11 protein-coding genes and 1 pseudogene are annotated in these 12,380 nt (G+C 75.0%); 6 read left to right on the top strand and 6 right to left on the bottom strand.

Features of this window, described 5'->3' with window-relative positions; genetic code table 11:
• Nucleotides 1-63: 63 nt before the first annotated feature.
• Nucleotides 64-291: a hypothetical protein gene (locus BGP03_RS31545; RefSeq protein ID WP_296377198.1), complete on the top strand. Its 228-nt coding sequence runs from the start codon at nt 64-66 to the stop codon at nt 289-291.
• 146 nt (nt 292-437) lie between these two features.
• On the opposite strand, the gene aroC is transcribed toward BGP03_RS31545, so the two are convergent.
• Nucleotides 438-1,628, bottom strand: a complete 1,191-nt coding sequence (gene aroC / locus BGP03_RS31540) for a chorismate synthase (RefSeq protein ID WP_296377199.1) — start codon at nt 1,626-1,628, stop codon at nt 438-440.
• Nucleotides 1,629-1,640: 12 nt separating this feature from the next.
• Complete coding sequence (locus tag BGP03_RS31535) at nt 1,641-2,447, bottom strand: prepilin peptidase (RefSeq protein WP_298800612.1); 807 nt, start codon at nt 2,445-2,447, stop codon at nt 1,641-1,643.
• A 157-nt stretch (nt 2,448-2,604) separates the two neighbouring features.
• On the opposite strand from BGP03_RS31535, the gene BGP03_RS31530 reads away from it, so the two are divergent.
• On the top strand, nt 2,605-3,036 hold the full coding sequence (locus BGP03_RS31530; protein WP_298800613.1) for a PPOX class F420-dependent oxidoreductase: 432 nt from the start codon (nt 2,605-2,607) through the stop codon (nt 3,034-3,036).
• 91 nt (nt 3,037-3,127) lie between these two features.
• Here the strand turns inward: BGP03_RS31530 and BGP03_RS31525 are convergent.
• Nucleotides 3,128-3,658 (bottom strand): annotated as a pseudogene (locus tag BGP03_RS31525) (urease accessory protein UreD); the annotation flags it as partial.
• A gap of 47 nt (nt 3,659-3,705) precedes the next feature.
• Between BGP03_RS31525 and BGP03_RS31520 the strand changes: the two are divergent.
• Together BGP03_RS31520 and BGP03_RS31515 are read left to right on the top strand one after the other, a co-directional pair.
• On the top strand, nt 3,706-4,521 hold the full coding sequence (locus BGP03_RS31520; RefSeq protein WP_296377202.1) for a hypothetical protein: 816 nt from the start codon (nt 3,706-3,708) through the stop codon (nt 4,519-4,521).
• A gap of 117 nt (nt 4,522-4,638) precedes the next feature.
• Nucleotides 4,639-7,338, top strand: coding sequence for a cation-transporting P-type ATPase (locus BGP03_RS31515; protein WP_298800614.1), 2,700 nt, complete (start codon nt 4,639-4,641; stop codon nt 7,336-7,338).
• A 117-nt stretch (nt 7,339-7,455) separates the two neighbouring features.
• Here BGP03_RS31515 and BGP03_RS31510 read toward each other — a convergent pair whose 3' ends face one another.
• Entirely contained in the window at nt 7,456-8,322 is an 867-nt protein-coding gene (locus BGP03_RS31510) for a hypothetical protein (protein WP_298800615.1), read from the bottom strand.
• Nucleotides 8,323-8,464: 142 nt separating this feature from the next.
• Here BGP03_RS31510 and BGP03_RS31505 point away from each other — a divergent pair, with 142 nt between their 5' ends.
• Nucleotides 8,465-9,112, top strand: a complete 648-nt coding sequence (locus BGP03_RS31505) for a hypothetical protein (RefSeq protein WP_296377205.1) — start codon at nt 8,465-8,467, stop codon at nt 9,110-9,112.
• Between the two features lie 15 nt (nt 9,113-9,127).
• Here the strand turns inward: BGP03_RS31505 and BGP03_RS31500 are convergent, their stop codons facing one another.
• Together BGP03_RS31500 and BGP03_RS31495 are read right to left on the bottom strand one after the other, a co-directional pair.
• Entirely contained in the window at nt 9,128-9,802 is a 675-nt protein-coding gene (locus BGP03_RS31500) for a CBS domain-containing protein (RefSeq protein ID WP_298800639.1), read from the bottom strand.
• Nucleotides 9,803-9,816: 14 nt separating this feature from the next.
• The gene (locus BGP03_RS31495; protein ID WP_296377206.1) at nt 9,817-10,716 is read right to left on the bottom strand and encodes a universal stress protein; all 900 of its coding nucleotides are present in this window, start codon (nt 10,714-10,716) and stop codon (nt 9,817-9,819) included.
• Nucleotides 10,717-10,930: 214 nt separating this feature from the next.
• On the opposite strand from BGP03_RS31495, the gene BGP03_RS31490 reads away from it, so the two are divergent.
• Nucleotides 10,931-12,370 (top strand): DUF4389 domain-containing protein, encoded by a 1,440-nt coding sequence (locus BGP03_RS31490; RefSeq protein WP_296377207.1) that lies wholly within the window; start codon nt 10,931-10,933, stop codon nt 12,368-12,370.
• The last annotated feature ends 10 nt before the right edge of the window (nt 12,371-12,380 follow it).

The raw sequence follows: 12,380 nt of genomic DNA, 5'->3' as shown, positions 1-12,380 counted from the left end.
TCCGGTGGTCGGGCTACGCTCGGACGAGCGACGCGCAGCCACTGACGCACGATCGGAGGACGGGTGGACGACGCCGGCGGCCGCGACGGGACGGCCGGAACACCCCTTCCCCGCCGCTCCCGGCAGCACCACCTCGAGCCGCAGCTGCGGGAGCCCGGCGGGAGTGGCCACGGCACCCCGTTCGCCGCCTTCAGCGACCCGGACCCTGAAGCCGCCGACGAGGCCGGGGAGGCCGGGTCCAGCGCCGCGGCGTTCCGGCGCGGCACCGGTCGCGGGCCGGCCGAGGCCTAGCCGCAGCCGGACACGGGCCGGGGCACCGAGCTACGACGCGGGCGCCGGAGCCCCAGCCATGATCAGCGGATGGGCGCGTTCCCGGCCGGACATGGCCGTGTCCGCGCCGAGCTGCTGATCATGGGCGGCCGGGCGCAGGAGCTGTTCTACGAACCCGCGCCGGGCACGTGCGCCGACGCGAGGTAGGCGGCCACGTTGCGGCGGGTCTCGGCCAGCGAGTCGCCGCCGAACTTCTCCAGTGCGGCCTCGGCCAGCACCAGCGCCACCATCGACTCGGCCACCACCCCGGCCCGCGGCACCGCGCAGGCGTCGGACCGCTGGTGGATGGCGGTGGCCTCCTCGCCGGTGGCCGTGTCGACGGTGCGCAACGCGCGGGGCACGGTGGAGATCGGCTTCATGGCCACCCGCACGCGCACGGGCTCGCCGTTGGTCATGCCGCCCTCGATGCCACCCGCCCGGTTGGACAGCCGCTTCACGGGATCGCCGGGGATCATCTCGTCGTGGGCCGCGCTCCCGCGCCGGTGCGCGGTGCGGAAGCCGTCGCCGATCTCGACGCCCTTCATCGCCTGGATGCTCATCAGCGCGCCGGCGAGACGACCGTCGAGCCGGCGGTCGGACTGCACGTAGGACCCGACGCCGACCGGCATCCCGTACGCGATGACCTCGATGACCCCGCCGAGGGTGTCGGCGTCCTCGTGGGCGTCGTCGATCTCGGCGATCATCCGGGCCGTGGTCTCGGCGGAGAACGCGCGCACCGGGCTGGCGTCGACCCGCTCCAGGTCGCCGGGGCCGGGCACCGGGTCGTCCTCGGGGGCGTCGACGGCGCCGATGGCCACCACGTGCGACACGATGTCGACGCCGAACGCCTGCTTGAGGAACGCCTTCGCGACGGTGCCCAGCACCACCTTCGACGCGGTCTCCCGCGCGCTGGCCCGCTCGAGCACCGGGCGGGCGTCGTCGAAGCCGAACTTGGTCATACCGGCGAGGTCGGCGTGGCCGGGGCGGGGACGGGTCAGCGGGGCGTTGCGGGCCCGGCCCTCGATGATCTCCGGGTCGACCGGGTCGGCCGCCATGACGGTCTCCCACTTCGGCCACTCGGTGTTGCCGATGCGCACCGCCACCGGGCCGCCCTGGGTGCGGCCGTGGCGGAGGCCGCCGATCACCTCGAGCTCGTCGGCCTCGAACGCCATTCGGGGGCTGCGGCCGTGGCCCAGCTTGCGGCGGGCCAGCTCGGCCTGCAGCTCCTTGGTGGTGATCTCGACACCGGCGACCATGCCCTCCAGCACGGCCACCAGCGCGGGACCGTGGGACTCCCCGGCAGTGATCCAACGCAGCACGCCGTCATCCTCTCACCCGGCCCCCGCCCCGAACGCCGCGCCCGCCAGGACCAGCCAGGTGGCCACCAGCATCGACGGTCCGTGCGGGACGGCCCCCGCCCGGCCGGTGCGCCCGGCCACCAGCAGCACCGCCGCGACCAGCGCGCTCAGCACCGCCGCCAGGAGCCCGGCCAGCGCGAGCGCGGGCCAGGCGGCCGCGGCCAGCACGGCACCGAGCGGCCCAGCGAGCTTGACGTCACCGCCGCCGAGTGCGCGCGGCGCGGCGCGGTGCACCGCGGCGTGGACAGCCGCCGCGACGACCGCGCCCACAGCCGCCCGCCCGAGCGCACCGGGCCCCAGCGGCAGCACGACCAGTAACGCGGCGGGCCACGCCGGCGCCGTGAGGGCGTCGGGGAGCCGGTGGTGGAGCACGTCGACCACCGACCCGGCCACGGCCAGCCAGGACGCGCCGAGCAGGACCGGCAGCCACCGGCCGGGCACCAGCCCGCCGATCCACCCGGCGCCCACCGCCGCCCACAGCACAGCGAGCGCCAGCTCGCACACGGGCGCGCGGACCCGGGCGCCCCGGCGCATCCGGCCCAGCACCACGCGCGCCGCCGTTCCGGCGCCGCAGCCCGCCACGGCGAACAGGAGCGCGCCGGCGACGGGTGGCGGGACCACGGGAAGCACGGAGAGCGCCATTACCGCCACCAGGACCAGCCCGAATGCGGACAGCACCGTGCCTACCCGCAGCACCGCGGACCCGCGCCGGATCGGCCGCAGGACGGGGTGGCGTGTGCCGGTCGGGAGGGACGTGACGGGTCGCAGGCGCGGTCTCATGGCTCGATGCTCCGGCCGCGCGGACGCCCGCACCAGCCCCACCCGCGATCTGGGGACGGTTGGAGGTCGATGGGGACAACCCCGCCGCGGGTATGCCCTCGACGGGCAGGAACGTTGGTGCTCCGTGATAGCCCGGTCCCCGTTGCGAGGAGTGCCCATGCCCGCCGATCCCGCCCTGCACGACCTGTTCGCCGCCCAGCGCGGCAGCTCCCTGATCACGCTGAAGCGCGACGGCCGTCCGCAGGCCTCGGTCGTCACGCACGCCTTCGACGCGGCCACCGGCACCATCCGGGTGTCGGTCACCGAGCCGCGCGCCAAGACGCGCAACCTGCGCCGCGACCCCCGGGCCAGCTACATGGTCACCTCGCCCGACCTGCGCTCCTACGCCGTGGGTGAGGGCACGGCGCAGCTCACCGCCCCCGCCGCCGACCCGCACGACGCCACGGTGGACGCCCTCGTCGTCCTGTACCAGGAGATCATCGGCGAGCACCCCGACTGGGACGAGTACCGCGCCGCCATGGTGGCCGACCAGCGGGTGGTGCTCACGCTGACGTTCGACCACGTCTACGGCTGGATCATGCCCGGCTGAGGACGATGATCGCGGTGGATCGCACCTCATCCCCCTGACGGGGTCGGATCGTGCGACACGTGGCGATCATGAGAGGCCTCGTGGGGCATGATCACGGCGCGGTGATCGTGCGCCCGGCCCCGTCCAGCAGCGCCGTCACCGCGCCGGGGTCGCCGACAGCCAGCAAGACCGCGCCGGGGCCGTCGAGGGCCGACCACGCCCAGCGGACGCCGGACCGCTCCCCCGCCCCGGCCGGTGTCTCGTCCGTCCCGGCGACCAGCAGCGTCCCGAGCGCCCGCGCCCCCGCCGTGCCGGCCGGGCCGATCAGCGCCGGGTCGGCGCCGTCGAGCACAGTGGTGTGGGCGAGCACGGGCCGCCCGTCGAGCGTGACGGCCAGGTGGCCGCGGTGGCGCCCGCCCGTGCGGGCGTGGCGGCCGAGCACCACGAGCTCGCGGACCACTGCCGTCGCACCCGCTTCCAGGGTGACCCGCAGGCTCGTCACGAACGAGGCCCCGTCGGTGACGACGATCGGCTCGGGCGCCCAGTCGAGGTGTCCTCCCTCCCCGACCGCGACGGTGGTGTCAGAGCGGACCGGGCTGCACCATCGTCGCGCCCGCGCTAGAGCACCGCGAGAACGTACCCGGAGCCACGTTTCCGGCGCGTGACGAAATCCCGGGGCATGCTGGGCCCGTGCTGATCGGGCTGCTCTCCGCGCTGCTCGCGATGGTGCTGAACAGCGGGGCCGGTCTGCTCCAGTCCGAGGCGACCCGGCGGGTGCGCCGGCGCCGTCCGCTGGTGCTGCAGCCGCGCTACCTCGCCGGGCTGGTCGTCGACGCGCTGGGCTGGGTGTGCACCGTCGTGGCGCTGCGCCACCTGCCGGTGTTCGCGGTGCAAGCGGTGCTGGGCGGGTCGATCGTGCTGACGGCCCTCGCGGCGCGGCGGTTGTTCGACTCGGTGCTGCGGCCGGTCGACCGGGTGGCGATCGGGGCCTGCGTCACCGGGCTCGCGCTGATCGCGGCCAGCGCGGGCGACGACCGGCCGTCGGCGGTGTCGGCGGTGGCGTACGTGGTGCTGTCGGTGGCGCTGGTGGGCCTGGCCGTGGCCGCCGTCCTGGTGTGGCGGGGCGAGCGCTCGTGGCCGCTCGCCGTCGTGGCCGGGCTCGGTTTCGGCGGCACGTCGCTGGCGGTGCGGGCGGTGCAGGACCCGGACGGCCCACTGGGCCTGCTCACCCAGCCCGCGCCCTATCTCGTCGTGCTGTTCGGCGCCGTCGGGCTGGCCTCCTACTCCCGCGCCCTGGTCGTGGGCTCGGTGTCGAACGTGACGGCGGTGTTCCTCGTGACCGAGGTGCTGGTCCCGGGACTGGTCGGGATCGCACTGCTCGGCGACGCGGTCCGCGCCGGCTGGCGGGTGCCGTTGACGGTCGGACTCGTGGTGGCCGTGGCGGGTGTGGTGGTCCTGGCCCGCTCCCCCGCGCAGGCCCCGCCGAAGCCCCGTCGGGTGCGCTGAAGGGACCATCGCCCCCGGGATCAGGACCTGCGGCCGTGGGCCGGCGGCGCCGTGCGCGTCATCGTCGGGGTACCCGACCCGAGGAGCCCCGTTGAGCACCGATGTCGCGAGCGCGCCGTGACCCGCACCGTCGAGGCGCCGGCGCCCGACGACGCCGGGTCCGCCGACCAGCGCGGTCCGCTCGCCGAGCTCTACCGTGACCTCCGCACGTCACCGGACGGACTGGCCGGGCGCGAGGCCGTGCGTCGGCTGGCCGTTCACGGGCCCAACACGCTGACCCGACGCGGCGGGCCGAGCTGGCCGCGGGAACTGCTGGCGCAGTTCACCCAGCCGCTCGTGCTGCTGCTGGCGGTGGCCGCCGTGCTGGCCTGGGTGGGCGGCACCCCTTCTCTGTCGCTCGCGGTCGTCGCGGTGATCGTCCTCAACGCCGCGTTCGCGTTCGTCCAGGAGCGGCAGGCCGAACGGGCCGTCGACGCGCTGGCGGCGTTCCTGCCGCCGACCGCCCGGGTGGTGCGCGACGGGGTGCGCGTCGAGATCGAGGCCGCCGCTCTCGTCCCCGGCGACGTGCTGGTGCTCACCGAGGGCGACCGCGTCTGCGCCGACGCCCGGATCATCGACGGCGCGCTCACGGTGGACCTGTCCGCGCTCACCGGGGAGTCCGTCCCGACGACCCGGTCGGCCGATCCGGCGCCCGTGACGGGGTCGCTGCTGGAGGCCCGGGACCTCGTGTTCAGCGGCACCACCTGCACGGGCGGCGAGGCGACCACCGTGGTCACCCGGACCGGCATGCACACGGAGCTGGGCCGGATCGCGACACTGTCGCAGCGGGGACGCGCGCGGCCCAGCCCACTGGAGCGCCAGGTCCGGCGGGTCACCTGGATCATCGCCGCCGTCGCGGTGCTGGTCGGGGTGGCGTTCGTGCCCGTCGGGATCGCGGCCGGGCTCGGCTGGGCCGCGGCGATCACGTTCTCGATCGGGTTGATCGTCGCCAACGTGCCCGAGGGCCTGCTACCGACCATCACCCTCGCCCTGGCCTCCGGGGTGCGGCAGCTCGCCCGCAGGGGCGCCGTCGTCAAGCGGCTCTCGGCCGTGGAGACGCTCGGCTCGGTCACCGTGATCTGCACGGACAAGACCGGGACGCTGACCGAGAACCGGATGCGCGTCACCACGCTGTGGCTCGCCGGTGGTGAGATGGACGCGACGGCGGCGCCCGACGACGAGGGAGCCCGCCTGCTGACCACCGCCGCGGCCGCGTGCACGACGGCCGAGGCCCCGGCGATCGGCGACCCCACCGAGCTGGCGCTGCTGCGCCTGGCCACCGACCTCGGCGTCGGCGTGACCCCGGCGGAGCGGGCGGCCGCGCGTCGAACCGTGTTCCACTTCGACGCCCACCTCAAGCGCATGTCCACGTTGGATCACGGTGTGCTGCACACGAAGGGCGCACCCGAGGCCGTGCTCCCCTGCTGCACGAGCATCCACCGGACGGACGGCCCGGTCCCGCTCGACGACGCGACGTGCGGCGAGGTCGCGCGGACGCTGGACCGCTACGCCGCGAGCGGGCTCCGGGTGCTCGCCGTGGCCCGCCGCGCGGTCGACGCCGTCCCGCCCGACCGGACCGACGCCGAACGCGACCTGGAGCTGCTCGGCCTGGTGGCGATGGTCGACCCGCCCCGTGCCGCCGTGCCCGACGCCGTGGCCCGGGCCCACCGTGCGGGCATCCGCGTCCACGTCGTCACCGGCGACTACGGCCCGACGGCGGTGGAGATCGGCCGCCGGGTCGGGATCGGGAGCGGCCGGGTCGTCACCGGCGAGGAGCTGGACCGCCTCGGTGACGCCGAGCTCGACGCCCTCCTGGCTCGGGACGAGGAGATCGTCTTCGCCCGCACCTCCCCGGAGTCGAAGCTGCGGATCTGCGAGGCGCTGCAGGCCGGCGGCGCGATCGTCGCGATGACCGGTGACGGCGTCAACGACGCGCCCGCGCTGCGGCACGCCGACATCGGGGTGGCCATGGGCCGCTCCGGCACCGACGTGGCCCGGGAGGCCGCGACGATGGTGCTCACCGACGACGACTTCGCCACCATCGTGGCCGCGGTCAGCTCCGGCCGGCAGGTGTTCGACAACGTCCGCAAGTTCGTGCTCTACATCTTCGCCCACGCCGTGCCCGAGGTCGTGCCGTTCCTGGTCTTCGCGCTGACCGGCGGCGCGGTTCCGCTGCCGCTGACGGTGCTGCAGATCCTGGCGATCGACCTCGGCACCGAGACGCTGCCCGCTCTGGCGCTGGGCCGCGAACCCGCCGAACCGGGCGCGATGGAACGACCGCCCCGGCCCCGCTCGGCGGGCGTGGTCGACCGGGCCCTGCTGGTGCGGGCCTGGTTGCTGCTGGGCACCGTGTCGGCGGCACTCGTCATGGGCGGCTTCCTGCTCACCCTGGTGCGCGCCGGCTGGCAGCCCGGCGACGCGACCGGAGCGGGCAACCCGCTGCACGGGGCCTACCTGCAGGCCACCACGATCACGTTCGTCGGCATCGTCGCCTGCCAGATCGGCACGGCGTTCGCGGCGCGCACCGACCGCGCGTCGCTGTTCTCGATCGGGCTGGGGTCCAATCCGCTGCTGTTGTGGGGCATCGCGTTCGAGCTGGTGTTCAGCGCGGCGGTGGTCTACGTGCCGTGGCTGCAGGACGTGTTCGGCACCGCCGCGCTCGACCCGTCGCAGCTCGCCGTCGTCGTGCCGTTCCCGTTCGTCGTATGGGGTGCGGACGAGATCGTCCGGTGGGCCCGGCGGCGTTCCGGCCCGTCCGTTCGGGGCCTTGTGCACTGATGCCGGACCCCAGGGCATGATCGATTACCGGCTGGCGCAGCCGCTGCCCGACGCCGGCCTCACGCGCCCGGTGCTCACCGTGATCACCCAGGTCGTGGTGGAAGGCCGGCCCCACCATCACCTGGCACCTGCCGGAGCCGGGGTGAGGGACGCGGGCGCGTCCGTCCGGAAGAGGGGCCGGTAGAGGAACCAGGCGAACACCGACCCGGCAGCCGAGATCGCGGTCATGACCACCGCCTGCACCACCGACCCGTCCGGATCGCCGCTGACCAGCATCGTCCACGCCATGCCGGCCACCGACCACCCCAGCAGCACGTAGCCGCCGAGGATCGCCGACGCGGGCGTCCGCGCACCGATCCGGCGTCGCAGCAGACCGATGCCGACGACCAGCGCCCCGGGCACCACGAGGCCGAGGTCGTAGAACTTCACCACCCAGAACGCGGTCGGCGCGTCCCGGTAGGCGGCGCCGTTCCCGCTCATGGCGGCGACGAGCGTCGGCAGGTGCAGGCCCAGCGCCACGACCGCCGCGATGACCACGAGCAGCACACCGCAGCCCCGCTCGAGGCGGCGCGACCACGGCGGGGCCGGGGTGGCCCGCACCAACCCGACGCTGCGCACCGTCAACGCCGCGGCCAGCCAGAACATCACCAGCAGCAGGGGGAAGAACAGCTCGACGTTGCCCGGGATGCGCAGGTACTCGTTGGCCAGCACGAGCTGCGAGTAGGTGTACATCGCGAAGATCGCCGGGGCCGGTGCCAGTACCGGCGCCGCGGGGTGCCCGCGCCAGGCCAGCGCGCCGACCGCCGCGCACACGGGCGCGACCACGGCCAGCGCGGCCAGGTCCCCGCCCCGGATCTGGTCGAGCCCCGACGCCGAGGTCCGGAAGTGGATCACGTCCAGCACCAGCGGCCCGAGCACCGCGTAGCCGACGATCAACGTGGCCAGCGCGAACAACCCGGCACCGAGCAGGTGGTGGGACCTCATGGTCCCGGTCTACGCGGGGCCCGTCCGGGACGGCAGAGGCGAACGACCGGGATGGGTCGGGACGCCACGTCGGGGCCGACGCCACGCCCGGCGGGCCGGACGGCCCTTCCGGCCCCGTCCCGGCCGGTGCACGGTCGCAGGTATGGCCCTCCCGCTGCGCACCGTCGCCGTCCCGCTCGCCGTGCTCGTCACCGTCAAGGCGATCGGGTGGCGGTGGATGGCCCACTGGGGCGCCACGACCGACGAGATCGCCGCCGAACTGCCCGGCGACGAGCTGGTCGAGGCCTCCGATCTCACCACGACCCGCGCGGTCACGGTGTACGCGCGCGCCGCGGAGGTATGGCCGTGGATCGCCCAGCTCGGACAGGGCCGCGGCGGCTTCTACAGCTACGACGCGCTGGAGAACCTGGTCGGCTGCGACATCCACAGCGCGCAGGAGATCGTGCCCGCCTGGCAGGACGTGGTGGTGGGGGGCGAGGTCAAGCTCGCACCCGAGGTGGCCATGACCGTCGTGTCGGTGGAGCCGGGCCGCTCGCTGGTGCTGCGCGGCGGGATCCCGCTGGGCCGCTCCGCGCCGTTCGACATGACCTGGGCGTTCGTGCTGCGCGAGGAGCCGGACGGCACCACCCGGCTGATCACCCGGGAACGCTACGAGCACCTGCGGTGGTGGGCGCCGCTGGTGGTGGTGCCGACGTCGGCGGTCAGCTTCGTGATGAGCCGGCGGATGCTGCACGGCATCGCCGAGCGTGCGGAGATCGCGGCCCGCGCCGTGGTCTCCGCAGCGGTGTGAGCCCGCCCGCGCCGGTCAGTACAGGTGCGCCACGTCGAGATCGGACGGTCGGGCGTCGGTCTCCCAGGTGAGCCGGTCGACCACCTCCACCACACCGTCGAGACGCTCGACGAACTGCGCGGCGAGCACCGCGTCGGTCCGGGTGTCGAGCTGCCCGGTGAGGGTGACCACGCCGTCGGTGACCTCGACCGCGACGCGCGCGGGATCGACCAGGAGCATCCCGGCCAGCACGCCGTCGACGACCTCGGCCCGGATGGTGGCGTCGTCGCGCAGGAACACCGCGAGCAGGTCCGAGCGGCCGAGCACGCCGACCATCCGCCCGTCCTCGTCCGTCACCGGCAGCCAGCTCAGCGACCGCTCGCGCATCGTCCGTGCCGCCACGGCGACCGTCGCGGTGGGGGCGATCGTGACGGCGGGCGCGCTCATGAGCTCGGCCGCGGTGGTGCCGTGCCGGTGGTGCGGGCCCGGACGGCCGGTGTGGCGCGGGCGGTGGCGCCAGCCCGTGGGCTCGGGCTGCTCGGCGCCGGCCAGCAGATCCGCCTCGGAGATCACACCCAGCAGCCGCTGCTCGGTGTCGAGGACCGGGACCGCGCGCACCGCCCCCGCGAACAGGGTGGTGGCGACCTCGCGGAAGGACGTGTCCGGCCCGACCGACAGCACGGCCGTCGTCATCACGTCGCCGACCGTCATGCGATGCACGTGCTTCACCGTTCGGCGTCCGGCCGGACGATCGCGACCGGGCACGGCGAGCGGTGCAGCAGCGCGTGGCCGACCGAGCCGAGCACGAGCGACGAGAACCCGCCCCGTCCGCGCGAGCCGACCACCACGAGCTGGGCCTGCGCCGCCTGCTCGAGCAGCCCGTGGGCCGGGTGGTCGCGGACGGCGTGGCGTTCGACGAAGACCTCGGGGTACTTCGCGGTCCACTCGGCCAGCCGCTGCTCGAGCAGCTCGGCCTCGGAGGCCTGGATGGCGTCCCAGTCGAAGATCATGGACGAGAGGGCCGGGTCGAACACCGGCTCCCACCAGCTGTGCACCGCGACGAGGGACACCCGCAGCGCCGCGGCCGTCTCGAACGCGAACGCGACGGCGGCGTCGCTCGTGGCCGAGGCGTCCACGCCGACGACCACCGGCAGGGCCGCGATGTCGGCCGGGTCCCGCTCGGACCCGCGCACCACCACGACCGGGCACGCCGCGTGCGCCCCCAGCGCCGCGGCGACCGAGCCCAGCAGCAGCCCCTGGAGCCGGCCGAGGCCCCGGTCGCCGAGCACGAGCACCTGCGCACGGCGGCTCTCGTCGCCGAGCACGGCCATGGGCGCGCCCACCACCAGCTGCTCCTCGACGTCGACGCCCGGCGTCCGCTCCTCGGCCACCTGGGCCGCGCGGTGGAGCTGGTCGCGGGCGTGGGCCAGCAGGGTGTCGCGGTAGCGATGTCCCAGTTCGGGGTGTCCGACCACGTCGCTCTGGCCCCATCCGAAGGCGTGCACCAGGCGGAGCGGGATGTGGCGCCGCCCGGCCTCGGCCGCGCCCCAGCGGACCGCCCGCAGGGAGTCCTCCGAGCCGTCGACCCCGACGACCACCGTGCGCCTGATGTCGTGCGCGTCCATCGCGTTCCCCTTCGTCGGTGCCGGACCCCCACGCTGCGCGCTCACGACGGCCCGCGGCAGCGGCTCAGGTCCCTCTCCCGGGGGCCACAAGACCCGGACCGCCGGTCGGCCCGGGCCACGACGGGCCACTCAGCCCGGTTTGCCGGGTCGTCGGCCACTGCCGGTGCACCGGGGACGGCGACGACGGTGGGTGGCCGACACCCCAGGGGGAGCCATGACGTCCACCGTCGACAGTCCGGCCAGCGCCGGTCCTCTTCACCCCGGTCCGGACCGCACCGGTCCCGTCCGCGTCACCGCACGACTCGACGAGCCGCTCAGCCGCGGTCTGTGGCTGGTCAAGTGGCTGCTCGTCGTCCCCCACCTGATCGTGCTGGCGCTGTTGTGGGCCGCCTTCGCCGTGCTGACGGTCGTCGCGTTCGTCGCGATCCTGATCACCGGCCACTACCCGCGTTCGATCTTCGAGTTCAACCTGGGCGTCCTGCGCTGGAGCTGGCGCGTGGCCTACTACAGCTACGGCGCGCTCGGCACCGACCGGTATCCCCCGTTCACCCTCGGCCCGGCGCCGGACTACCCGGCCGGCCTCGACATCACCTATCCCGCCCACCTCACGCGCGGCATGGTGCTGGTCAAGTGGCTGCTGGCCCTGCCGCACTACGTGGTCATCGCGTTCTTCGTCGGGAGCGGCAGCTACGCCGTCTACTCCGCGGACACGAACGGCAGCTGGGCCTCCGGCGGGCTGATCGGCCTGCTCGTCCTCGTCGTCGGGGTCGCGCTGCTGTTCACCGGCCGCTACCCGCGCGGGCTGTTCGACCTGCTGATCGGCATGCACCGCTGGGTGCTGCGCGTGACGGCCTACACCGCGCTGATGACCGACGCGTACCCGGCGTTCCGGCTCGACCAGGGGGGCTCCGAGCCCGCCGAGCCCGCCGAGCCCGCTCCGTCCGGTGCGGTCGCCCTGTCCACCCCGCCGGCCGGGCACCCGACGTGGTCGACGGGTCGGGTCGTCGCCGTCGTCGCCGGGTCCCTGCTGTTGCTCGGCGGCATCGGGGCGGCCATCGGCGGCACCGCCGTCCTGACGGCCGACCGCGCGGGCCGCGACACGTCCGGGTTCCTGAACACCCCCACCCGGACCTTCACCGGCAACGGCTACGCCCTGGTCTTCGACCCGCTCGAGCTGAGCAACACCACCACCAGCAACAACGTCGACGCGCTGGTGGGCGACATCCGGGTGAACGCCGCCGCCCGGGGCGGCAGCGTGTTCGTCGGGATCGGCCCCGCCGACGCCGTGGACGGTTACCTCGCCGCCGTCCAGCGCGACCGGGTTCTCGGATTCCGCCCGGACACCGGTGCCATCCAGCAGCAGCAGGTCGGCAGCGGCGCGCCCGCGACACCGCCTGCGCAGCAGCCGTTCTGGGTCGCCTCCGCCACCGGACCCGGCCCGCAGCAGCTCACCTGGAGGGTCGCCGAGGGCCGCTGGGCCGCCGTGGTGATGAACGCCGACGGCAGCCGGCCGGTCGTCGCCGAGCTGTCCGCGGGCGCCCAGGCCCCCGGGCTGCGCTGGGTCTGGATCGGCCAGTACATCGGCGCCGGCATCGGCCTGGTCGTCGGGGCCCTGCTGGTGGGGCTCTCCGTCCGCCGCCGGCGGACCCCCTGACGGCACGGTC

The sequence above is a fragment of the Pseudonocardia sp. 73-21 genome (genome assembly GCF_001899645.1).
GTDB lineage: Bacteria > Actinomycetota > Actinomycetes > Mycobacteriales > Pseudonocardiaceae > Pseudonocardia.
This window is presented reverse-complemented; position numbering and strand designations above follow the sequence as displayed.

Excerpts from the sequence above, each read along its gene's own strand:
- BGP03_RS31535 (WP_298800612.1), bottom strand. The coding sequence starts at position 2,447 with ATGAGACCGCGCCTGCGACCCGTCACGTCCCTCCCGACCGGCACACGC.
- BGP03_RS31530 (WP_298800613.1), top strand. The coding sequence starts at position 2,605 with ATGCCCGCCGATCCCGCCCTGCACGACCTGTTCGCCGCCCAGCGCGGC.
- BGP03_RS31510 (WP_298800615.1), bottom strand. The coding sequence starts at position 8,322 with ATGAGGTCCCACCACCTGCTCGGTGCCGGGTTGTTCGCGCTGGCCACG.
- BGP03_RS31505 (WP_296377205.1), top strand. The coding sequence starts at position 8,465 with ATGGCCCTCCCGCTGCGCACCGTCGCCGTCCCGCTCGCCGTGCTCGTC.
- BGP03_RS31500 (WP_298800639.1), bottom strand. The coding sequence starts at position 9,802 with ATGACGGTCGGCGACGTGATGACGACGGCCGTGCTGTCGGTCGGGCCG.
- BGP03_RS31495 (WP_296377206.1), bottom strand. The coding sequence starts at position 10,716 with ATGGACGCGCACGACATCAGGCGCACGGTGGTCGTCGGGGTCGACGGC.
- BGP03_RS31490 (WP_296377207.1), top strand. The coding sequence starts at position 10,931 with ATGACGTCCACCGTCGACAGTCCGGCCAGCGCCGGTCCTCTTCACCCC.